Below are 21333 nucleotides of genomic sequence, written 5' to 3' on the forward strand. Positions count from 1 at the left end.
TGCAGGCCGCGAGGTCAGTAGGTCCGCATCAGTCCGACCAGGCGGCCCTGCAGCCGGATCTGGTCATCCCGGAAGATACGCGTCTCGTAGGCAGCATTCGCCGCTTCGAGGGCCACGGTATCCCCCTTGCGGCGGAAACGTTTCAACGTCGCTTCGTACCCTTCGACCAGCGCCACGACGATATCACCGTTCTGGGCAGTGTCGCCTTCGCGGATCACGACGATGTCGCCGTCGTTGATCCCGGCCTCGATCATCGAATCCCCCCGGACCTCAAGCGCGAAATGCGTGCCCGCGCCCGTCAGCATCTGGTGCGGCACCGCGACATGCGTCGCGACGTCGCTGATCGCCTCGATCGGGACGCCGGCGGCAATACGCCCCATCATCGGCAGGGACACCGAGCCCGGCGTCACCTCCATCGCGCCCCTGGGGTGCGAGGTGTCGCCGTCGTCGTCCGAAGCCGCCTGCGCCTCGTCGCGGCGGGCCCGTGCCTTGCTGTTGGTCAGAGTCTCCGGCATCTTCACGATTTCGATTGCACGGGCGCGGTGGGCGAGACGGCGGATGAAGCCACGCTCTTCCAGCGCGGTGATCAGGCGGTGGATCCCCGATTTCGATCTGAGATCCAGCGCTTCCTTCATCTCGTCAAAAGAGGGCGGAACGCCATCCTGTTGCACCCGTTCGTGGATGAATGTCAGCAGTTCCAACTGTTTGCGGGTCAGCACGGATCAGGCCTCTTTCCTTGTCGTTCGGCTATTGTTCTATGCCCGTTCCGCGTTCGTGTCAACCGCCGCCCGGCCCGCCCAGCGGCAGGTAGTCGACCGTCTCGCCCACCCGCCGCGCAGGATCTCCGACAGGGCGCACGAGCAGGGCATCGGCCTCGGCGAGCACGCTCAGAAGCGAGCTGTCCTGCGTCGGGAACGGCGTGATCCCGTCGATGCCGAGCCGGGCGCGAAGGTAGTGTTCGCGCGGTCCGTTTGCGGGCAGATCGCAGGCCAGCGGTGCGGTTCGGCGCGGGGCCGGCCCCGCGGGCAGCCCCAGCAGGGCGTCCAGCGCCGGGCGCAGGAAGACGTGGCCGCAGACCATGGCGGAAACCGGGTTGCCCGGCAGACCGATCATCGCCGCCGTGCCCAGTCGGCCAGCCATCAGCGGTTTGCCGGGGCGCATGGCGACCTTGTAAAAGGCCTGCTCCATCCCGCCGAGGGCTGCGGCGCGGCCGACCAGATCGTGATCGCCGACCGAGGCACCGCCGATCGTCACGATCAGGTCGGCGCCCCGGGCCAGCTCGAAGCTCTGCGCCAGGGCGTCGATGTCGTCGCGGGCGATGGGAAGCAGCCGGGCGATGCCGCCCGCGGCCTCGACCATGGCGGCCAGGCCAAAGCTGTTCGACGCGGCGATCTGACCCGGGCGCCGGGATGTGCCGGGCATCACCAGCTCGTCCCCGGTGGCGATCAGCGCGACCTCGGGGCGACGATGAAGCACCAGGCGGTCGGCATCCATTGCCGCCAGCAAGGCAAGATCGGCGGGCCCCAACCTGCGCCGCGGGAAGGCCTCTGCCCCCTTGGCGAAATCCGCGGCGGCGGGGCGGACATGCGGCCCGCTTTCCTGCGGGGCGGTGACGGTGATGATGTCGCCGTCGCGGGCGACGTCCTCCTGGATGATCACGCGGTCGGCGCCCCGGGGCATCGGGGCGCCGGTGAAGATGCGCACGGCCTCGCCCGCGGCGACCGCGCCTGCATGCCCGTGACCCGCGGCAGATTCGCCGATGGCCCGGAACCGCGCCCCCTCCCGCGCCTCGGACCCGATCACCGCGTAGCCGTCCATCGCCGAGGCCGAGAACGGCGGCTGGTCGTAGGCGGCCACGTGCGGGGCGGCCATCACCCGTCCGCGCGCCTCGCGCAGCGGCACGCTTTCAGTGCCGGTAGGGGCAACGAGGGCGAGGATCTTCTCCAGCGCGTCGGACACGGAAATCACGGCGCGGCCTCGTAGCGGCCGGACTTGCCCCCCTCCTTGACCAGCAGCCGGATGCCGCCGATCTCCATGCCCTTCTCGACGGCCTTCAGCATGTCGTAAAGCGTCAGGCAGGCGGTCGAGACGGCGGTCAGCGCCTCCATCTCCACCCCGGTCTGGCCGGCGGTCCTGACGGTGGCCGTCACCCGCACCCCTGGCAGCCCGGGATCGGGCGCAAGCTCCAGGGCGATCTTGGTGATGGGCAGGGGGTGGCAAAGCGGGATCAACTCGGCCGTCTTCTTGGCCCCCATGATACCGGCCAGCCGCGCCACGCCCAGAACGTCGCCCTTCTTCGCGGTGCCCTGCAGGACGTGGTCCAGCGTCCCGGGCGCCATGATCACATGGCCCTCGGCCGTGGCGCTGCGCGCGGTCTGCGGCTTGTCCGAGACATCGACCATGTGGGCGTGGCCCTCGGCATCGAAATGCGACAGGCCGGCCATCAGGCGGGCACCGGATCGGCCAGCAACTCGCGGGTGGCTCGGGCCACGTCGTCCTGCCGCATCAGCGCCTCGCCGATCAGGAAGGCGCGGGCGCCGTACCCGGCCATCTCGGCCAGATGTGTGGGGGTCGAGAGGCCCGATTCTGACACCAGCATCCGCCCCTCGGGCAACCGCTCCGCCAGCCGCCGGGTGACGCCCAGGTCGGTGGCAAAGCTGTGCAGGTCCCGGTTGTTGACCCCGATGAGGGGAGAGGCCAGCCGCAGCGCGCGGTCCAGCTCGGCCTCGTCGTGCACCTCGATCAGGGCGTCCATGCCATAGTGCAGCGCGGCGGCCTCAAGCTCGGCCGCCTGGGCGTCGGAGACCGAGGCCATGATGATCAGGATCGCATCGGCATGCAGCGCCCGCGCCTCGGCCACCTGCCAGGGGTCATAGAGGAAATCCTTGCGCAGGGCGGGCAGCGAAACGGCCGCGCGCGCGGCGGTCAGGAACCCGTCCTCGCCCTGGAACGACGGCGCATCGGTCAGCACCGAAAGGCAGGCGGCGCCACCGGCCTCGTAGGCGCGGGCCAGCGCGGGCGGGTCGAACTCGGCACGGATCAGCCCCTTCGAGGGGCTCGCCTTCTTGATCTCGGCGATCAGGCCGTAGCCGTCGCGGCTCTTGGCCCGCAGCGCGTCGGCGAATCCGCGCGGGGCGGGGGCCGCCACGGCAGCGGCGTCAACCTCGGCCATCGGACGGGCCGCCTTGCGCGCGGCGACATCCTCCAGCTTGTAGGCCTTGATGCGGTCGAGGATCGTGGTCATCGGGTCTGGGCTCCTCCGGGCGCTGCGGGTCGGAATCGGGTGCGGCGCACCGCGTGATACGCCCCGAACCCATAACCAGAACCCGCGCAACAGGCGAGCCCCCCGCTGTGCGACATCCCGCACCGCGACGCTCCGCCTGCTTCTCTTCTTTCGAAGTACTCCCGCCGGAGGCGACAGGGCCACCCCATCGGGGTGGCCCTCGAACCAGATGGCGTGCGCCGCAGGCGCTCAATTCCGAAGCGCCAGAGTGCCCCGTAACGCGCGCCGCAACGCGCCCCCCGGGCGCGCCTGCTTCAGCCCGCCAGCGTCACCAGCGCGTGGCGTTTGCGCCCGGCAGATAGCTTCACCGGCTGCGCCAGCGCCGCGGCGTCCAGCATCAGGCCCGGGTCGCTCAGCGGCGCGTCGTCCATCCGCGCCCCGCCTTCCGAGATCAGCCGCTTGGCTTCCTTGCCCGATTTCGCCAGCCCCGACCGCACGATCAGCTGCGCGACCGAGATGCCGCCCGCGACCTCTTCGGCCGACAGCGCCAGTGTCGGCAGGTCGTCGCCCACGCCGCCCTTCTCGAACACCTCGCGCGCGGTGGCCTCGGCCGCGGCGGCCGCGGCGGCGCCGTGGCACAGCGTCGTCACCTCGTTGGCTAGGATGATCTTGGCAGCGTTGATCTCGGACCCGCCGAGCGCGCCCAAGCGCTCGCATTCCTCGACCGGAAGCTCGGTGTAAAGCTTGGCGAAGCGGCCGACATCGGCGTCGGTGGTGTTGCGCCAGAACTGCCAGAACTCGTAGGGGCTCAGCATGTCGCCGTTCAGCCAGATCGCACCGCCCTGGCTCTTGCCCATCTTGCGGCCGTCCGACGTGCTCAGCAGCGGCGTCGTCAGGCCAAAGATCTGGTGGTCCAGCACCCGGCGCGTCAGGTCGATGCCGTTGACGATATTGCCCCACTGGTCCGATCCGCCCATCTGCAGCACGCAGTCGTAGCGGCGGTTGAGCTCCAGAAAGTCGTAGGCCTGCAGGATCATGTAGTTGAATTCGAGGAACGACAGCGACTGTTCGCGATCGAGCCGGGATTTCACCGACTCGAAGCTCAGCATCCGGTTGACCGAGAAGTGCCGCCCGATGTCGCGCAAGAACGCCAGGTAGTTCAGATCGTCCAGCCATTCGGCATTGTTCAGCATCAGCGCATCCGACGGCGCCTCGCCATAGCTGAGGTACTTGGCAAAGACCCCCTGCAGCCCGGCGATGTTGGAGTCGATGGCGGCGTTGTCCAGAAGCGGGCGCTCGTCCGAGCGGAAGGACGGATCGCCCACCTTGGTGGTGCCGCCGCCCATCAGCGTGATAGGCTTGTGCCCGGTCTTCTGCAGCCAGCGCAGCATCATGATGTTGAGCAGGTGGCCCACGTGCAGCGACTTGGCCGTCGCATCATAGCCGATATAGGCGGGCACCGTCCCGGCGATCAGGGTGTCGTCGAGGGCCTGCAGATCGGTGCAGTCGGCCAGAAAGCCACGCTCGATCAGGATGTGCAGGAAGTCCGATTTCGGATGATAGGTCATGAGGGCTAGGTCCAGTCTCGCAAAACGCGCCCGTCTCCCTATAAGGGGCGGGGCGCCGAAGGAAAAGCGGTGACGGCAGGGCGCCGTCGACGCTCGGACGGCGCGGCGCGACGGGGATGGCCGGGGCCCATGGCGCATCGGGGCGGCATCGGGGCGGAAAACTGGTCGGGGATTGTACCGGGGATCGGGTCGGGGAACGGACTGGGCGCCGCATCGGGAAGCGGCGCAGATGACCGGACCGGAAGGCTGAGCCGGAACACGGGTCCGGATGACAGGCCCGACCGGACCGGGCCGAACGACCGGGTCGGGGATGGGCCGGAGAGGGTCCATGGAGCGGGCATGAGGAAGGCGTGGATGGCGCAGGGACTACGACACAAGGCCGCCTCAGGGCCGGTCTGGGCGCTGGGGGCGATGTCGGGCACGTCGCTCGACGGGGTAGATGCGGCGATGGTGCTGACCGACGGCGACCGCATCCTCGAGTTCGGTGCCCGGGCTTATCGCCCCTACAGCACGGCCGAACGGGCCAGCCTGCGCGCCGCGCTCGGTCTCTGGCCGGGCGATCCGGGCGTGGCCGAGGCCGCCGAGATCGTCGAGCTTGCGCATGCCGAGCTTCTGTCGGGCTTCGAGGGCGTGGATGTCGTCGGGTTTCACGGCCAGACGCTGGCGCATGATCCGCGCGGACGCGGCACCCACCAGGCAGGCGACGGGCGCGTGCTGGCCGAGGCGCTGGGTCTGCCCGTGGTCTGGGATTTCCGCACCTCCGACGTGACGATGGGGGGCGAGGGCGCGCCGCTCGCTCCGTTCTTCCACTATGCCTGCGCCCGGATGATCGCCGCGGCCACGGGCCCCGGCGTCGCGCCTGCATCGGACGCCGGACCCGGATCCGGGGGCGGGGGCCCGCTTGCCTTTCTGAACCTCGGGGGGGTCGGTAACCTGACATGGGTCGACCCCGCGGCCCCCGCGCCCGAGGCGCCGGGCGCCTGCCTGGCCTTCGATACCGGCCCCGCCAATGCGCCGATTAACGATCTGGTGCAGGCGCGGCTGGGATGGGACCACGACCGCGACGGCGCCCTGGCCGCGACCGGCGAGGTGGACGAGGATGTCCTGCGTCGCCTCTTCGGTGCCGCGTATTTCCATCGCCCCCCGCCCAAGTCGCTCGACCGCGACGAATTCGGCTGGCTCGGCGAAGCGGTGGCCGGGCTGTCCGACGCCGATGCCGCCGCGACGCTGACGGCCGCCGCCGCCGCCGCCGTGGCCGAGGGGCTGCGGCAGTGTCCCGCTCCGCCCCGGCGGGTGTTCGTGGCCGGGGGCGGGCGGCGCAACGCGGTGATGATGTCCCTGCTGCAAGACATGCTGCCCGGCGGGGTCGAACCGGTCGAGGCGGTGGGCCTCGACGGTGACATGTTCGAGGCGCAGGCCTTTGCCTATCTCGCCGTGCGGGTGGCGCGCGGCTGGCCCACCAGCGCGCCGGGGACCACCGGTGTCGCTGCAGCGATCGGCGGCGGTATCCTCAGCACCCCGGTCTGACCCGCGGCGGCGCTGCCGGGCAACGCGCCCGACGTCCCGTCCGGCAGCGCCGCCGACGCATGATCCCGACGCTCCGGCCCGGCACAGGCCTGCAGTTTCGCCGCCCCTGCAACAGCTTACGCCGCGATGCGGCGAATCGTTGTGGCGCCGCGGCGAGAATCCTTCTTTTTTATCGCCCCTCGGTTGCTCCGCCCATCATCCCCTTGGAAAGCCTGATCTTTCGCGTTCGCACCGACCTTGCGGAAATACTGCGAAAACCCCTTGCCGAAACCGGTTTCGGTAACGACCGTAAAGGCAGGGAGAAGAAATGTACCAACCTGAAACGCCAGATCCCGCTGCCCCGGGCGCTACACAAGGCGACGCCTCTGCCAGCCCGCGGGCGCGGCGTGTCACGATCGACGATCTGGCGCGGCGGCTGGGTCTGACGAAGGGTACCGTCTCGCGGGCGCTGAACGGTTATTCCGACATCTCGCACCGCACGCGGCGCCGCGTGGCGCAGGCGGCCGAGGAGATGGGGTATCGCCCCCTGGCGCAGGCGCAGTCGATTCGCACCGGGCGCACCCGGTCGCTGGGGCTGGTGCTGGAACGGGGCGGCCACGACGATCAGCGCCCGTTCCTTGCCGAGTTCCTCGAGGGTCTGACCCTCAGCGCGAGCGAGGCGGGATGGACGCTGACCGTCGCCACGGCGGGGCCGGGCGACGAGATGACCGCCACGCTGGGCCGCCTGATCGACGAGCGCAAGGCCGACGGCTTCGTGCTGCCGCGCACCCGTACCAGCGATCCCCGCATCGCGCTCTTGCGCGCGGCGGGGGTGCCCTTCGTGCTCTACGGGCGCACCGGCGATCCCGCGGGCTGTGCGTGGTACGACGTCGAGGGCGAGGCGGCGATGCGCGAGGCTGTCCTGCGCCTTGCCGCCGCCGGGCATCGGCGGGTGGGCTATATCGGCGGTGGGGATTTCCACTATGCCGGGCTGCGCCGGGCGGGCGCCGGGTCCGGCGTCGCCGAAGCCGGCCTGCCTGCCGATCCCGAACTTTTCGCCGAGGCCGCGCTGACCCGCGAGGGTGGGCGAGAGGCCGCGTTGCGGCTGTGGTCGCTGCCGCAACCGCCGACGGCGCTGGTCTGCGCCGTCGACATGGCCGCACTCGGCGTCTACCGCGCGGCGGCCGAGCTGGGCTTGAGCGTCGGGCGCGACGTGTCGGTGATCTCCTACGACGGGATCCCCGAGGCCGCGCATGCCGATCCGCCGCTGACGACCTACCACGTCGAGACCCGCGCGGCGGGCGGACGGCTGGCCGAACTGCTGATCGCGCTCTGCCGCGGCGCCGCCCCCGAAACCTTGCGCGAAACCGTGCGCGCCCGGCTGCGGCCCGGCGGCTCGGACGGCGCGCCCCGTCTCACCCCGGATGAGCTTGCCGCCCGCGTGGCGCAGGCCCGCACCGGACATCGCAGATCATCGACCAAATGGGAGGAGCAACCCCGATGACCCTGAGCACGCAGACCGCCCGGCTTCTGGCCGGCACCGCGACCGCCGTCGCGCTGGCGGCCACCGGCGCCAGCGCCGACATCCGCATGTGGACGCTGGAGGAACAGCCCGAGCGGCTGGCCAAGCAGCAGGAGCTGGCCGACGCCTTCGAAGAGGAAACCGGCATCGCCGTCGAGGTGATCCCCGTGACCGAAACCGATCTCGGCACCCGCGCCACCGCGGCCTTTGCCGCGGGCGACCTGCCCGACGTGATCTACCACACGCTGCAATACGCACTGCCCTGGGTCGAGGCCGGTATCCTGGACACCCAGGCCGCGACCGACGTGATCGAGGAGCTTGGCCCCGACACCTTCGCCCCCGGCGCGCTGAGCCTGGCCGAGACGGACGACGGCTGGGCCAGCGTTCCGGTCGACGGCTGGACGCAGATGATCCTCTATCGCGCCGACCTCTTCGAAGAGGCCGGGCTGGAGCCGCCGACGACCTATGCCGCGGTCGAAACCGCGATCGAGGCGCTGCACAACCCGCCCGAGATGTTCGGCTTCGTCGCTGCCACCAAGGTCGACGAGAACTTCATGAGCCAGGTGCTCGAACACGTCTTCCTTGCCAACGGCGTGTCTCCTGTGGGCGCCGACGGGTTCAAGGGCTTCGAAGAGGCGCCGACGGTCGAGGTCCTGAACTTCTACAAGACCATCGCCGAAGCCTCGCCCCCGGGCGAAATTTACTGGGACCAGTCGCGCAGCATCTATTTCGGCGGCAACGCGGCGATGATCATCTGGTCGCCCTTCATCCTCGATGAACTGGCCGGCCTGCGCGATTCCAACCCGCCCACGATCAACGACGACCCGACATCGACCGAGCTGGCCGAGAACACCGGGATCGTGACGAACTTCGCAGGTCCCTCGAACCCCGACGGCGCCGCCTGGGCCGACATCCGCTACATGGGCGTCACCGTCGATGCCGACTTCGACGAGGCGCAGCAGTTCATCGAATACTCGATGGATCAGGGCTATACCCAGACGCTGTCGATCGCGCCCGAGGGCAAGTTCCCCGTGCGCCAGGGCACCGAGGACAACCCGACCGAGTTCGTCGAGGCTTGGGCCGAGCTGCCCGCCGGTGTCGACCGCCAGCAGCCGCTGGGCGAGATCTACGGCCAGGAGGCGCTGGACGAACTGGTCGGCGGTCTCGACGTGGCGCAGCGCTGGGGCGCCGAGGACGGCCAGCTGGCGCTCGCCTCGAAGATCATCAACAGCCAGGTCATCAACCGGGTCGTCCGCCAGGTGATCGACGGGCGTCTGTCGCCCGAGGATGCCGTGGCACAGATGAACGGCGAGCTGGCCCAGATCCAGTGACCGGGCTCTGGCGAGCCGCATGAAACCGGGCGTCGCCGCCCCCTCCGGCCCGCGGGCCGGGGGTGGCGGCGCCCCTCCGCCTTCCCGCCGCGCGGCGGGAGGCGACATCCAGAGGCATGAAAGGGGGCCGGCGATGACGACGGCAGTTCCACCGAAACGGCGCGGACCGCTCGCCAAGCGCGAGGCGCGGCTGGCCTGGGGCCTGCTGGCCCCCACCATCATCGCCGTGGCGCTGGTGGTCGTGCTGCCGCTCCTGTCGGTGTTCTGGATCAGCTTCAAGCCCGTGGGCCTGGCCGACCTTCGCCCACCGCAGGCGGTCCTGCGCGAGGCGCTGCGCGGCGATGCCGAGGCAGTGGGCGACGAGGCCGAGCTGCAGTACCGATACCGCAACTCGTCCCGCGACGTGGCGATCAGCGGCGTGCGGATCAGCGACGAGATTCCGGCGGGGCTGGAGGCGGGCGAGATCGACCCGCGCTGCACCCTGGAGGGGCGGCAGCTGTCCTGCGACCTGGGCGACCTCGAGCCCGGCGGCCGCGGCGCGGTCGAGATCCCGGTGACGGTGGCGCAGGGCTACCTCGACGCGCCCGTGGACCTCGATGCCGTGCCGGCCGGGGTTTCGGGATCGGCGCCGAACATCCTGACGAATGCCGAGTTCACGCTGGAGAATTTCGCCCGCATCTTCGACGGCGACGAGTTCTGGGGCGTGATCGGCGTCACCTTTTTCTACACCTTCTTCGGCACCGTCGGGGCGCTGGTCATGGGGCTCTTTGCCGCCATGCTGCTGAACCAGTCGTTCCGGGGGCAGGGGATCCTGCGGGGGCTTTACCTCTTTCCCTACGTGGCTCCGGTGATCGCGGTGGCCTTCACCTGGATCATCCTCTTCGATCCCTATTCCGGCAGCGCCAACGCGCTTTTGATCCAGATGGGGGTGAGCGAGAGCGCGATCAACTTCTTCGGTCAGCGGCCGCTGGCGCTGATCATGGTGACGGTCTTCGAGATCTGGCGCTACTTCCCACTGTCGTTCCTGTTCATCCTCGCGCGGATGCAGTCGATGGACGGCGACATGTACGAGGCCGCGGACATGGATGGCGCCTCGCCCTTCCAGCAGTTCTGGTACCTGTCGCTGCCGCAGCTCCTGGGCATTCTGTCGGTGCTGTTCCTGCTGCGCTTCATCTGGACCTTCAACAAGTTCGACGACATCTTCCTGCTGACGGGCGGCAATGCGGGCACGCGGGTGCTGACGGTCAACGTCTACGAACAGGCCTTCGCGGTGTCGAACATCGGCGCGGGCGCGGCCGTGGCCGTGGTGATCTTCTGCTGTTTGCTGGTGTTCTCGGCCTTCTTCTTCCGCTTCATGAGCCGGGAGGAGGGGTTGTGAGGATGCACCAGTTGCGCCCCTGCGGGGCGGGCCTCCGGCGGGAGTATTTCGGAAGAGAAGAAGCCGGGGGGCGGGCCTGCCGGGCCCGTGGTCCGGCGATGCGGCAGGGCCGGGAATTGCGGCAGGGCTGGGAATTGCGGGAGGGCCGGACATGAAGGCGGTGCGCTTTGGATACGTGGCAGGGCCCGTGATCGGTGTCCTGTGGACCTTTACCGTGGCCGTCGTGGTCTGCGTCGCGATGTCCTTCCTGACGGGCGCGGGGTTCCGCCCCGGGGCCTCTGGCGCGCTGGTCTACGGTGCGGCGTTGGGGGCGGGGATCCTGGCCCTCGCCAACCTTTGGACCGTGGGGGTGGCCGCGCTGGCGGCGGCGCTTGTCGCGCCCTGGCTGGGGCTTGGCCCCGTGGTGTCCGAGGCGGGGCGGGTCGCCGTCGTGGTCGCGGCAGTGATCCTGTGGGCCGCGACGCTGTTCCCGCTGCGGCGCATGCTGGCGGGCCACCCCTGGGGGCGCGCCACGCGGCACGAGTTCGAGGCATCGGTGATCCGGTTCCTGACCGGCTTCGGCTATGTTTTCTTCACGGTGATCGTCGTCATCCCCTTCTACGTGATGGTGATGACCAGTCTGAAGAACCAGTCGCAGCTGGTGCAGAACCCGCTCGATTTCTCGCTGGACCTGAGCCAGGGCTGGGGGCTTTTCCGGTCCTATGTCGAGCTGTTCGCCCAGTTCAACTTCGGCAGCTACCTCTGGACGTCGTTCTACGTCTCGGTGCTGACGGTGCTGATCACGCTGCTGTTCTCGATCCCCGGGGCCTATGCCGTGGCGCGGCTGCGGTTTCGCGGGGCTGCGGCGTTCTCGCGTTCGATCCTGTTGATCTACATGGTGCCGATGATCGTGCTGGCGCTGCCGATCTACATCGCCTTTTCGATGACCGGCCTGCGCAACACCGTCTTCGGCATTGTCATCATCTATCCCGTCACCACGATCCCCGTCGCGCTTTACATGCTTCAAGGCTATTTCCGCGGCTTGCCGGCGGAGGTCGAGGAGGCGGGTCTGATGGACGGGCTGACCCGGCTGGGGGTGATCTGGAAGATCACGCTGCCGCTGTCGCTGCCGGCGCTGGCGAGCGTGTCTCTGTATGTCTTCATGATCGCGTGGAACGAGTTCCTGCTGGCGTTCATGCTGCTGGACGATCCATCGAAATTTACCCTGACGCGGGGGGTGGCGATGCTGAACTCGTCCGAGATCCCGCGCCAGCACCTGATGGCGGGCTCGGTGATCGCGACGGTGCCGATCATGGCGCTGTTCCTGGGCCTCGAACGCTTCATGACCCGCGGGCTGACCGCGGGCTCGGTAAAGGGCTAGGCGCGCGCGCCGGGCCCCCCGGTGCGGTTCGCAGCCCCAAGAACAAGGACGCAAGATGACCGACACGACGCTGGACGACCGCGCCCGCGCCATCCTGAAGGGTAACGACCGGGGGGGCTATACCGTGCCGACCCACGGTCTTTACCCCTACCAGTGGAACTGGGACAGTGCTTTTGCCGCCTGGGGGTTTTCGACCTTCGACGTGGACCGGGCGTGGACCGAGCTGGAAACGCTGTTCTCTGCGCAGTGGGGCGACGGGATGGTGCCGCACATCGTCTTTCACCAGGCGAGCGAGGGCTATTTCCCCGGGCCCGACGTCTGGCAGACCGGCACGACGCCGGCCAGTTCCGGGATCTCGCAGCCGCCGGTGGCCGCGATCCTTGCCCGCAGGATCTGGGAGGCGGATGCCGCGGCCGGGCGCGACCGGATCGCCGCGCTTTATCCGAAGCTTCTGGCCTGGCACCGCTGGTGGCACGACTACCGGTCCCGCTCGGGCGCGGTGGCGATCACCCATCCCTGGGAGTCGGGGCGCGACAACTGTCCCGACTGGGACCCCGGCATGCGCAACGTCGACGGGTCGAAGGTCGGGCCCTACACGCGGCGCGACACCGGCCATGTCGATGCCTCGATGCGCCCGGGCAAGGAGGATTACGACCGCTACGTGGCGATGGTCCAGTTCGGCCGTGCCTGCGGCTGGGACCAGGAGACCATCGTCGAGACCGGGCCCTTCCTGATGGCCGACCCGGCGATCACCTTCATCCTGATCCGCGCGCATCGCGACCTGGCCGCGATCGGCGCCGAGCTGGGCCACTCCGTGACCGAGCTGGAAAGCTGGGCGGGGGAGCTGGAGGCGGGGCTTGCCACCATCTGGAACCCGGAGATCGGCTGCTACGACGCGCGCGACCTTCGAACCGGCGAGTTCGCCGGCATCCTGGGGTCGGGCGGGTTCCTGGCCTGGCTGTCGGGCGCGGCACGCGAGGGGGTCGAGGAGACGCTGTTCGCGATCTGGGACAAGGTCGCCTACGGCATCCCGTCCTCGGACCCCGGGTCGGCCCATTTCAACCCGCGCCGCTACTGGCGGGGGCCGATGTGGCCCGTCGTTAATTCGCTGATCGCAATGGGCTTTGCCGAGGCCGGCAACGGCGCGGCGGCCGAGAGGCTGCGGCGCGAGACCGCGACCTTGATCCGCGAGCACGGCTTTTACGAGTATTTCGATCCGGTTGACGGCACCCCCTGCGGGGGAAGCGATTTCACATGGACGGCGGCGGTCTGGCTGACCTGGGCCGGCAAGGAAGAGGGGGCTTGAGATGGGATCCATTGAACTGAAGGGCGTCGAGAAGTGGTTCGGCGACGCGCAGGTCATCAAGGGCATCGACCTTGAGATCACGGATGGCGAGTTCGTGATCTTCGTCGGTCCCTCGGGCTGCGGCAAGTCCACGCTTTTGCGAATGATCGGCGGGCTCGAAGAGATTTCGCGCGGCAGCCTGATTATCGACGGACGGGACGCCACCAGCGAGCCGCCGTCGAAGCGCGGGCTGACCATGGTGTTCCAGAGCTACGCGCTTTACCCGCACATGTCGGTGCGCGACAACATGGGCTTCTCGCTGAAGACCGCGGGCGCGCCCAAGGCCGAGATCGAGGCCAAGGTGAACGAGGCGGCGCGGGTGCTGAAGCTGCACGACTACCTCGACCGGCGGCCGAAGGACCTGTCGGGTGGCCAGCGCCAGCGGGTGGCGATCGGCCGGTCGATCGTGCGCGACCCGACCGCGTTCCTGTTCGACGAGCCGCTGTCGAACCTCGATGCCGCCCTGCGGGTCGAGATGCGCTACGAGATCGCCAAGCTTCACCAGACGCTGGATTCGACGATGATCTACGTCACCCACGACCAGGTCGAGGCAATGACACTGGCCGACCGCATCGTGGTGCTGGAGGCGGGGCGCATCGCGCAGGTGGGAACCCCGCGCGAACTGTACGAACGGCCCGCCAACCTGTTCGTGGCGCAGTTTATCGGCTCGCCCGCGATGAACGTCGTGGAGGTAACGACGGGGGAGGGGCGCTATACCCTGCCGGGCGGGCGCGGCGGTGCCTGGACCGGCAGCGCGGCTTCGCGCCTGGGCGTGCGGCCCGAGGACGTGACCATCGCCGCGCCGGGCGAGGGGCAGCTCGACGCGACGGTGGACGTGCTGGAATACCTGGGCGCCGACACCTTCGTGATCCTCGACACCGCGGTGGGACGCCTGACGGTGCGGGCGGACGGGGCGAGCGACCTCAGACCCGGGCAGGAGATAGGCCTTGTCTTCGATGAAACCCGGTTGCATTTCTTCGACGATGCGGGGCTGGCGCTGGCGCGCTAGGCCCGGGCGGCGTGGAGGTTAACGGAGCGCCTGCGGCGCATGCCCTTGGTGGCGCCCCCTGACGGGGGCGCGATGCCTTCGGCGAGAGTATTTTCGAAGAGAAGAAGAGCCGGGGCGCCGGTCCGGGCGGTCACCGGGATGCACTGGCGGCAGTCGGGTCAGGCGGCCGAGGCGTAGGGTCGTCCTGCTTCGTCGAAGCCGTCATGCGTGAGAACGACGAGGCAGCCTGCCGCCTCTTCCACGAAACGGATGTCGACCCGGGTGACCGGGGCGCCGTCCTGGTGCCAGTCGAAGGCCAGGTGTTTGCCCGGGGTCCAGGCCGTTACCTGGCCGCAGGGTCGGCCGGCGCAGCGGACGGTGCCGCCCTGCCGCGGCTCGAAGTCCAGGGCGGAGGCGGAACCGAGCGGCGGCGTGGTGTCGTTGGCCGCCCTGGCGGTCGTCGGGGCGGGCCACCATGTGGAGGTGCGTTCGGCGAAGAGGCGGAAGGCGGCATCGGGCGTCAGCGGCACGGCCAGGGATTTGCGGATCGGCGGGGTCATGCGGGGTCTCCACTGCGGCGGGCCTGGGCGCGGGCGGCATCGGCGAACGAGGTCAGCGCATCGTCCCAGAGCCTGTCGAGCCAATCCCGCAGCTCGGCCAGGGCGGCGGGGTCGATCGCGTAGATCCGGCGGGCACCGCTGGGCGTGCAGGTCAGAAGACCCGCCGCACACATGACCTTGAGATGCTGAGACACCGCCGGGCGCGAGACAGGCAGTTCCGCCGCGAGCGCCGCGACGGGCAGGGGCCGCGCCCGCAGCGCCTCGAGTATCGCGCGGCGGGTGGGGTCGCCCAGGGCTGCTATTGCAATCTCGTAAGCCACGACTTACCGTAAGTGCATGCTTACGAGAAAGTCAACCATTGAGGCGGAAGCCCAGGTCCGGGGTGCCCTTGCAGGGAAAACTCCGCACCACTAAGACTCCTGCAATCAATTCGACTGTATTTCTGCAATCCACGGGCACGACGAGGCAGGCACATATGCACGATCCCCACGAGCACTTCATGAACACCCTCGTCCCCATGGTGGTCGAGCAGACGAGCCGGGGCGAGCGTGCCTACGACATCTTCTCGCGCCTTTTGAAGGAGCGGATCATCTTTTTGTCGGGGCCCGTGCACGACGGCATGTCCAGCCTGATCGTAGCGCAGCTTCTGCACCTGGAGGCCGAGAACCCCAGCAAAGAGATCTCGATGTACATCAACAGCCCCGGTGGCGTGGTGACCTCGGGGCTCTCGATCTACGACACCATGCAGTACATCAAGCCCGCCGTGTCGACCCTCGTCGTGGGTCAGGCGGCATCGATGGGGTCGCTTCTGCTGGCCGCCGGCGCGCCGGGCATGCGGTTTTCGCTGCCCAACAGCCGGGTGATGGTGCACCAGCCCTCGGGCGGCTACCAAGGTCAGGCGACGGACATCATGATCCACGCCCAGGAGACGCAGAAGCTGAAGGATCGGCTCAATCAGATCTACGTGAAGCACACCGGCCAGAAGATGAAGACGGTGGTCGACGCGCTGGAACGGGATAATTTCATGTCGCCGGAAGAAGCCAAGGACTGGGGCCTGATCGACGAAATCGTCGAGAACCGGATCCGCCCCGAGCCGGGCACCAGCGGCAGCGAAGGCTGATCCGCGCCGAACGCGCCCCGGGCACTTTGACGTTGTGCCCGGAAATCCTCTGCCCTAGGCTCAGGCAATAGGGCAGACCGACCCGCTGGCGGACCCTCCGCCGGCGGCCAGACGAGAGGGCGACGCGCCCCAGAGGTTGTGACAATGGCGAAGACTTCCGGCGACAGCAAGAACACGCTCTACTGCTCTTTCTGCGGCAAGAGCCAACACGAGGTCCGCAAACTGATCGCCGGGCCGACGGTGTTCATCTGTGACGAGTGTGTCGAACTCTGCATGGACATCATCCGCGAGGAAACCAAATCCTCGGGGCTGAAATCCACCGATGGCGTGCCTACCCCGAAAGAGATCTGCGAGGTTCTCGACGACTACGTGATCGGCCAGAAGATCGCCAAGCGCGTGCTGTCTGTCGCGGTGCACAACCACTACAAGCGACTCAACCATGCCGGGAAGTCGGATATCGAGCTGAACAAGTCGAACATCCTGCTGATCGGCCCCACGGGGTGCGGCAAGACGCTGCTGGCGCAGACGCTGGCGCGGATCCTCGATGTGCCCTTCACCATGGCCGACGCCACCACGCTGACCGAGGCCGGGTACGTGGGCGAGGATGTCGAGAACATCATCCTCAAGCTGCTGCAGGCCTCTGAATACAATGTCGAGCGAGCGCAACGCGGCATCGTCTATATCGACGAGGTCGACAAGATCACGCGCAAGTCCGACAACCCCTCGATCACGCGGGACGTCAGTGGCGAAGGCGTGCAGCAGGCGCTGCTGAAGATCATGGAGGGCACGGTTGCCTCTGTACCGCCGCAGGGCGGGCGCAAGCATCCGCAGCAGGAGTTCCTGCAGGTCGACACGACGAACATCCTGTTCATCTGCGGTGGGGCCTTCGCGGGGCTCGAGAAAATCATCGCGCAGCGTGGCAAGGGCTCGGCCATCGGCTTCGGTGCCGACGTCAAGGACAACGACAGCCGCGGCGTGGGCGAGATGTTCGGCGAGCTCGAGCCTGAGGATTTGCTGAAATTCGGCCTGATCCCGGAATTCGTCGGCCGCCTGCCAGTGATCGCGACGCTGGAGGATCTGGACGAGGAAGCTCTGGTCACCATCCTGACGCAGCCCAAGAACGCCCTGGTGAAGCAGTACCAGCGCCTTTTCGAGCTGGAGGATACCGACCTGACCTTCACCGACGACGCGCTGACTGCCATCGCCAAGCGCGCCATCGCGCGCAAGACTGGCGCCCGCGGGCTGCGGTCGATCATGGAGGACATCCTGCTGGATACCATGTTCGATCTGCCGGGCATGGACAGCGTCGACGAGGTCGTGGTGAACGAGGAAGCGGTGAATTCCGACGCGGCACCGCTGATGATCTACGCCGAGCAGAAGAAGGAATCGGCCAGCGCGGGCTGAGGTCCGGGCCGGCGGCGGGACGATGGACGCGGCGGAAGGGGATCAGCGCAGGCTGATCTCCTCGGGCTCGCCCTTCGAAGCCGAAATCGGCTATTCCCGGGCCGTTGTCTGCGATGGCTGGGTCTTCGTCGCGGGAACCACCGGGTACGACTACACAACCATGGTCATGCCAGGCGACGTGGTGGTCCAATGCCGCAATGCGCTGGCCACGATCGGACGCGCCCTGCGCGAGGCGGGTGGCTCTTTGGATGATGTGGTGCGGGTGCGGTATATCCTGCCGGACGCGTCGGATTGGCCGATCTGCTGGCCGGTGGTCAACGAGGCCTTCCGCGAGGTGCGGCCAGCGGCGACGATGATCGTCGCCGGTCTGCAATCCCCCGACATGCGTATCGAGATCGAGGTTACGGCGCGCCTGACGCGGGCGTGACCGACAGTGCAACCGCGCTGCCGCACGACTTTCTGTCGGACACCGGTACGTGATCGCGAGAGGATCGACGGCGGCGTGGCTGCGGGCCGGGGCCTCCGGCGGGAGTATTTTTACAAGAAGAGAAGGGGGGGCTGGGCGTGGGAGGCTGGGCCAAGTGACTTGCGTTGCGGTGTGCCGGGGATGCGGGTGCGGCGATGCGGTTGCTGGACCTTCGGCGCGCCTTGGTGCATTAGGGAGGCGTGGTTTTCCGGAGGAGAGCGATGAGCTTTCTCAATACGCTGAAGCGCGCCGTGACCTGGTGGAACGGGCAGACGCTCAATACCCAGTTCTGGACCTGGCGGCATGGCACGAAGGTCGGCGAAGATAGCGCCGGCAACGTGTTCTACCAGTCGAACGACGGAGCCCGACGCTGGGTGATCTTCAATGGCGAGGCCGAGGCGAGCCGGGTCAGCCCCGAATGGCATGGCTGGCTGCACCATACCTGGGACGAACCGCCGACCGAGGCTCCGCTGGTCCACAAGCCCTGGGAAAAGCCGCATCTCGAGAACCTGACTGGAACGGCCCGGGCGTATGCGCCACAGGGGTCGATCCGGCAACCGCAGCCGGCGGCCCGAAGCGATTACGAGGCGTGGTCGCCCGAGTGAGCGCGATGGTGATCAGACGCACCCTAGCCGCAGGCGCCGTGGCCCTTTTGGCCGTGACGCCGGTCCGGGCGCAGGACGAGGCGCCGACGACGGGTTTCGAGAGCGAGACCGAGGCGCCCGCCGCCGAGGTCGAGCGTGTGTCCGAAGCCTCAGGCGCGGTGTTGCGCGGGCTGGACAAGCTGAACGGTGCCATTCGCGACGTCGAACTGTCGCGCGGCGAGACCGGAGAGGTCGGCCGCCTGCAGGTGACGCTGGGCGATTGCCGCTATCCGACCGAGAACCCGTCGGGCGATGCCTATGCTTACCTGGTGATCCGGGAAGCCGGGCAGGACACGCCGATCTTCGATGGCTGGATGATTGCGTCGAGCCCCGCCCTGAACGCGCTGGAGCATGCGCGCTATGATATCTGGGTCATTCGCTGCACCAGCTGATCGGCTGGGGGCGGGGGGCCCGGTACCCCGAATGCGGCGGGGCGGCGCAGCGCCTCGCTCAGGGTGGCCCGATAGGCGGCACGCGGGATCTCCTGCCCGCCCAGGCTGGCCAGATGCGGGGTGATGAACTGCGTGTCGAATAGGCTGAAGCCCGCGCCGCGCAACCGGTCCACCAGATAGGCCAGGGCGATCTTTGACGCGTCGCGCACCCGGCTGAACATGCTTTCGCCGAAGAAAGCCCCGCCGATCGCCACGCCGTAGACGCCGCCAACCAGCCGTGTCCCGTCCCACACCTCAAGCGAATGCGCGTGGTCCTGCTGGTGCAGCGCCTCGTAAAGGTCCTGGATGTCGTGGCTGATCCAGGTTTCGTCCCGCGCGGCGCAGCCTTCGACGACGCCGGTGAAATCGGTGTCCGTGGTGATGCGGTAGCGCGCGCGGCGGATCGTCCGGGCGAGCGAGCGCGACATGTGGAAACCGTCCAGCGGCATGATCCCCCGCTGGCGTGGATCGACCCAGAAAATCTCTGGGTCGTCGCGCGACTCGGCCATCGGAAAGACGCCCGACGCGTAGGCGTGAAGGAGAAGCTCAGGCGTCAGCGTGATATGCTCCTCCTCCCCTCGCATGGTGTCAGAACGTCGCCGTCTCCAGCCAGTCTTCCAGCCAGTGGATCGAGTAGTCGCCCGACTGGATCGCGGGTTCCTGCAGCAGGGCGTGGAACAGCGGGATCGTCGTGTCGACGCCGTCGACGATCAGTTCGCCCAGGGCGCGCCCCAGCCGGGCCAGCGCCTCGGGACGGTCGCGGCCATGCACGATGAGCTTGCCGATCAGGCTGTCGTAATAGGGCGGGATCCGGTAGCCGTCGTAAAGTGCCGAATCCATCCGCACGCCCAGCCCGCCGGGGGCGTGGTACTGGCTGATCCGGCCCGGAGAGGGCGAAAAGTTGGGAAGTTTCTCGGCGTTGATCCGCACCTCGATGGCGTGGCCGCGCAGCTCAAGGTCGTCCTGGGTAAAGGACATCGGCAGGCCGGCAGCGACGCGGATCTGTTCGCGGACGAGGTCGACGCCGAAAATGCCCTCGGTCACCGGGTGTTCGACCTGCAGGCGGGTGTTCATCTCGATGAAATAGAACTCGCCATCCTCGTAGAGGAACTCGATCGTGCCGGCGCCGGAATAGCCGATGGCCGCAATGGCGTCGGCACAGGTCTTGCCGATGCGCGCACGGGTCTCGGCGTCGATCGCGGGGCCGGGCGCCTCTTCGAAGACCTTCTGGTGGCGGCGTTGCAGCGAACAATCGCGTTCGCCCAGGTGAACCGCGCCGCCCTTGCCGTCGCCGAAGACCTGGATTTCGATGTGACGCGGCGTGGTGAGGTATTTCTCGATATACACCTCGTCGTTGCCGAAGGCGGATTTCGCCTCGGCCCGCGCGGTGCGGAAAGCCGATTCCAGTTCCGAGGCTGTGCGCGCAAGCTTCATACCGCGCCCGCCGCCGCCGGCCGTGGCCTTGACGATCACGGGAAACCCGATCTCTTCCGCGACCGACTTGGCGGCGGCGAAATCCGGAACGCCGCCCTCGGAGCCGGGCACGCAGGGCACGCCCAGCTTCTTCATCGTCTCCTTGGCGGTGATCTTGTCGCCCATGATCCGGATATGCTCGGCCGAGGGGCCGATGAACGTCAGCTCATGATCTTCGACGATCTGCACGAAGTTCGCGTTCTCGGACAAAAAGCCGTAACCGGGGTGGATCGCCTGCGCGCCGGTGATGTCGCAGGCCGAGATGATGCCCGGCACGGACAGGTAGCTGTGCGTCCCCGGTGCAGGTCCGATGCAGACGGATTCGTCGGCCATGCGGACATGCATGGCGTCGTCGTCGGCCGTGGAATGCACCGCGACGCTGGCAATGCCCATTTCGCGGCAGGCACGGATCACGCGCAGCGCAATTTCGCCGCGGTTGGCGATCAGGATCTTGTCGAACATATCCGCCCGTTCATTCGAGAATCAGAAGAGGCGCGCCGAATTCGACCGGTGCGCCGTCGTCGACCAGGATCCGCCCGATCGTGCCCGAGCGCGGGGCGGGGATGTGGTTCATCGTCTTCATCGCCTCGATGATCAGCAGGGTCTGCCCCTCGGTCACGGTGTCGCCGGGGCGCACGAAGGGGGCTGCGCCCGGTTCGGCGGCCAGGTAGGCGGTGCCCACCATCGGCGACGAGATCGTGCCGGGATGGCTGGCAGGGTCCTCGGCGATTTCGGCCGCGGCGGGGGCCACCTGCGCCTGCGCCTGCGGCGCGGCTGCGGGCAGGGCGGCGGCGGGGGCCGCGGCCTGCTGCACCACCGGCGGCGCGGAGCGGCTCACCAGCACATCAAGGCTGTCGTTATTCGCGTATTCCCGCTTGACCCGAAGCTCGGTCAGGTCGTTTTCGCGGAGAAGTCCGGCCAGAGCCTCGATAAAGGCAACGTCCGCTTCGTGATTGTTCTTTGTCATTCCGTCCCTCGAGGATGGCTGCCCGTTCCGCTGGGGCGCATTCGGTC

22 protein-coding genes are annotated in these 21333 nt (G+C 68.2%); 12 read left to right on the plus strand and 10 right to left on the minus strand.

Annotated features, from left to right (window positions below):
* Positions 1–14: 14 nt before the first annotated feature.
* The 5 genes from lexA to tyrS all read right to left on the minus strand — a co-directional run bounded on the left by lexA (position 15) and on the right by tyrS (position 4791).
* Positions 15–719 carry a transcriptional repressor LexA gene (gene lexA, locus EKE94_RS00830; RefSeq protein WP_127904716.1) on the minus strand — a complete coding sequence of 235 codons (705 nt, stop codon included), beginning with the start codon at positions 717–719 and terminating at the stop codon, positions 15–17.
* Positions 720–777: 58 nt separating this feature from the next.
* Positions 778–1968, minus strand: a complete 1191-nt coding sequence (locus tag EKE94_RS00835; protein ID WP_127904717.1) for a molybdopterin molybdotransferase MoeA — start codon at positions 1966–1968, stop codon at positions 778–780.
* A complete protein-coding gene (gene moaC / locus EKE94_RS00840) occupies positions 1965–2444 on the minus strand; it encodes a cyclic pyranopterin monophosphate synthase MoaC (protein WP_127904718.1) in 480 nt (159 codons plus the stop codon). Before moaC ends, EKE94_RS00835 begins: the two co-directional genes overlap by 4 nt.
* Positions 2444–3244 carry an indole-3-glycerol phosphate synthase TrpC gene (gene trpC / locus EKE94_RS00845; RefSeq protein ID WP_127904719.1) on the minus strand — a complete coding sequence of 267 codons (801 nt, stop codon included), beginning with the start codon at positions 3242–3244 and terminating at the stop codon, positions 2444–2446. Before trpC ends, moaC begins: the two co-directional genes overlap by 1 nt.
* Positions 3245–3537: 293 nt before the next feature.
* Positions 3538–4791: a tyrosine--tRNA ligase gene (gene tyrS, locus EKE94_RS00850; protein ID WP_127904720.1), complete on the minus strand. Its 1254-nt coding sequence runs from the start codon at positions 4789–4791 to the stop codon at positions 3538–3540.
* 339 nt (positions 4792–5130) lie between these two features.
* Between tyrS and EKE94_RS00855 the strand changes: the two genes are divergently transcribed.
* From EKE94_RS00855 to EKE94_RS00885, 7 genes are all read left to right on the plus strand, one after another.
* Positions 5131–6318, plus strand: a complete 1188-nt coding sequence (locus tag EKE94_RS00855; protein ID WP_235855851.1) for an anhydro-N-acetylmuramic acid kinase — start codon at positions 5131–5133, stop codon at positions 6316–6318.
* 307 nt (positions 6319–6625) lie between these two features.
* Complete coding sequence (locus EKE94_RS00860) at positions 6626–7801, plus strand: LacI family DNA-binding transcriptional regulator (protein WP_127904722.1); 1176 nt, start codon at positions 6626–6628, stop codon at positions 7799–7801.
* Entirely contained in the window at positions 7798–9150 is a 1353-nt protein-coding gene (locus tag EKE94_RS00865; protein WP_127904723.1) for an ABC transporter substrate-binding protein, read from the plus strand. The genes EKE94_RS00860 and EKE94_RS00865 overlap by 4 nt, the downstream gene beginning before the upstream one ends.
* Before the next feature lie 133 nt (positions 9151–9283).
* Positions 9284–10528, plus strand: coding sequence for a carbohydrate ABC transporter permease (locus EKE94_RS00870; RefSeq protein ID WP_127904724.1), 1245 nt, complete (start codon positions 9284–9286; stop codon positions 10526–10528).
* Between the two features lie 151 nt (positions 10529–10679).
* Positions 10680–11888, plus strand: coding sequence for a carbohydrate ABC transporter permease (locus EKE94_RS00875; RefSeq protein WP_127904725.1), 1209 nt, complete (start codon positions 10680–10682; stop codon positions 11886–11888).
* 55 nt (positions 11889–11943) lie between these two features.
* Positions 11944–13194, plus strand: a complete 1251-nt coding sequence (locus tag EKE94_RS00880) for an MGH1-like glycoside hydrolase domain-containing protein (protein WP_127904726.1) — start codon at positions 11944–11946, stop codon at positions 13192–13194.
* A 1-nt stretch (position 13195) separates the two neighbouring features.
* Positions 13196–14242, plus strand: a complete 1047-nt coding sequence (locus EKE94_RS00885) for an ABC transporter ATP-binding protein (RefSeq protein WP_127904727.1) — start codon at positions 13196–13198, stop codon at positions 14240–14242.
* Between the two features lie 158 nt (positions 14243–14400).
* On the opposite strand, the gene EKE94_RS00890 is transcribed toward EKE94_RS00885, so the two are convergent.
* Together EKE94_RS00890 and EKE94_RS00895 are read right to left on the minus strand one after the other, a co-directional pair.
* Entirely contained in the window at positions 14401–14781 is a 381-nt protein-coding gene (locus tag EKE94_RS00890; protein WP_127904728.1) for an SRPBCC domain-containing protein, read from the minus strand.
* On the minus strand, positions 14778–15101 hold the full coding sequence (locus EKE94_RS00895) for an ArsR/SmtB family transcription factor (protein WP_127904729.1): 324 nt from the start codon (positions 15099–15101) through the stop codon (positions 14778–14780). The genes EKE94_RS00890 and EKE94_RS00895 overlap by 4 nt, the downstream gene beginning before the upstream one ends.
* A 155-nt stretch (positions 15102–15256) precedes the next feature.
* On the opposite strand from EKE94_RS00895, the gene EKE94_RS00900 reads away from it, so the two are divergent.
* From EKE94_RS00900 to EKE94_RS00920, 5 genes are all read left to right on the plus strand, one after another.
* Positions 15257–15901, plus strand: coding sequence for an ATP-dependent Clp protease proteolytic subunit (locus EKE94_RS00900; protein ID WP_127904730.1), 645 nt, complete (start codon positions 15257–15259; stop codon positions 15899–15901).
* A gap of 144 nt (positions 15902–16045) precedes the next feature.
* On the plus strand, positions 16046–17305 hold the full coding sequence (clpX, locus tag EKE94_RS00905; RefSeq protein WP_127904731.1) for an ATP-dependent Clp protease ATP-binding subunit ClpX: 1260 nt from the start codon (positions 16046–16048) through the stop codon (positions 17303–17305).
* A gap of 22 nt (positions 17306–17327) precedes the next feature.
* Positions 17328–17732 (plus strand): RidA family protein, encoded by a 405-nt coding sequence (locus EKE94_RS00910; RefSeq protein ID WP_127904732.1) that lies wholly within the window; start codon positions 17328–17330, stop codon positions 17730–17732.
* A gap of 260 nt (positions 17733–17992) precedes the next feature.
* Entirely contained in the window at positions 17993–18376 is a 384-nt protein-coding gene (locus EKE94_RS00915) for an NADH:ubiquinone oxidoreductase subunit NDUFA12 (protein WP_127904733.1), read from the plus strand.
* 5 nt (positions 18377–18381) lie between these two features.
* The gene (locus EKE94_RS00920; RefSeq protein ID WP_127904734.1) at positions 18382–18807 is read left to right on the plus strand and encodes a DUF2155 domain-containing protein; all 426 of its coding nucleotides are present in this window, start codon (positions 18382–18384) and stop codon (positions 18805–18807) included.
* Here the strand turns inward: EKE94_RS00920 and aat are convergent.
* The 3 genes from aat to accB are packed head-to-tail and all read right to left on the minus strand — an operon-like array spanning position 18774 to position 21286.
* Entirely contained in the window at positions 18774–19430 is a 657-nt protein-coding gene (aat, locus tag EKE94_RS00925) for a leucyl/phenylalanyl-tRNA--protein transferase (RefSeq protein ID WP_206614998.1), read from the minus strand. The genes EKE94_RS00920 and aat overlap by 34 nt on opposite strands.
* Positions 19431–19434: 4 nt before the next feature.
* On the minus strand, positions 19435–20781 hold the full coding sequence (gene accC, locus EKE94_RS00930) for an acetyl-CoA carboxylase biotin carboxylase subunit (RefSeq protein WP_127904735.1): 1347 nt from the start codon (positions 20779–20781) through the stop codon (positions 19435–19437).
* 10 nt (positions 20782–20791) lie between these two features.
* Positions 20792–21286, minus strand: coding sequence for an acetyl-CoA carboxylase biotin carboxyl carrier protein (gene accB, locus EKE94_RS00935; protein ID WP_127904736.1), 495 nt, complete (start codon positions 21284–21286; stop codon positions 20792–20794).
* Positions 21287–21333: the final 47 nt, after the last annotated feature.

It is taken from the genome of Mesobaculum littorinae (assembly GCF_004011175.1).
GTDB classification, from domain to species: Bacteria; Pseudomonadota; Alphaproteobacteria; order Rhodobacterales; family Rhodobacteraceae; genus Tranquillimonas; species Tranquillimonas littorinae.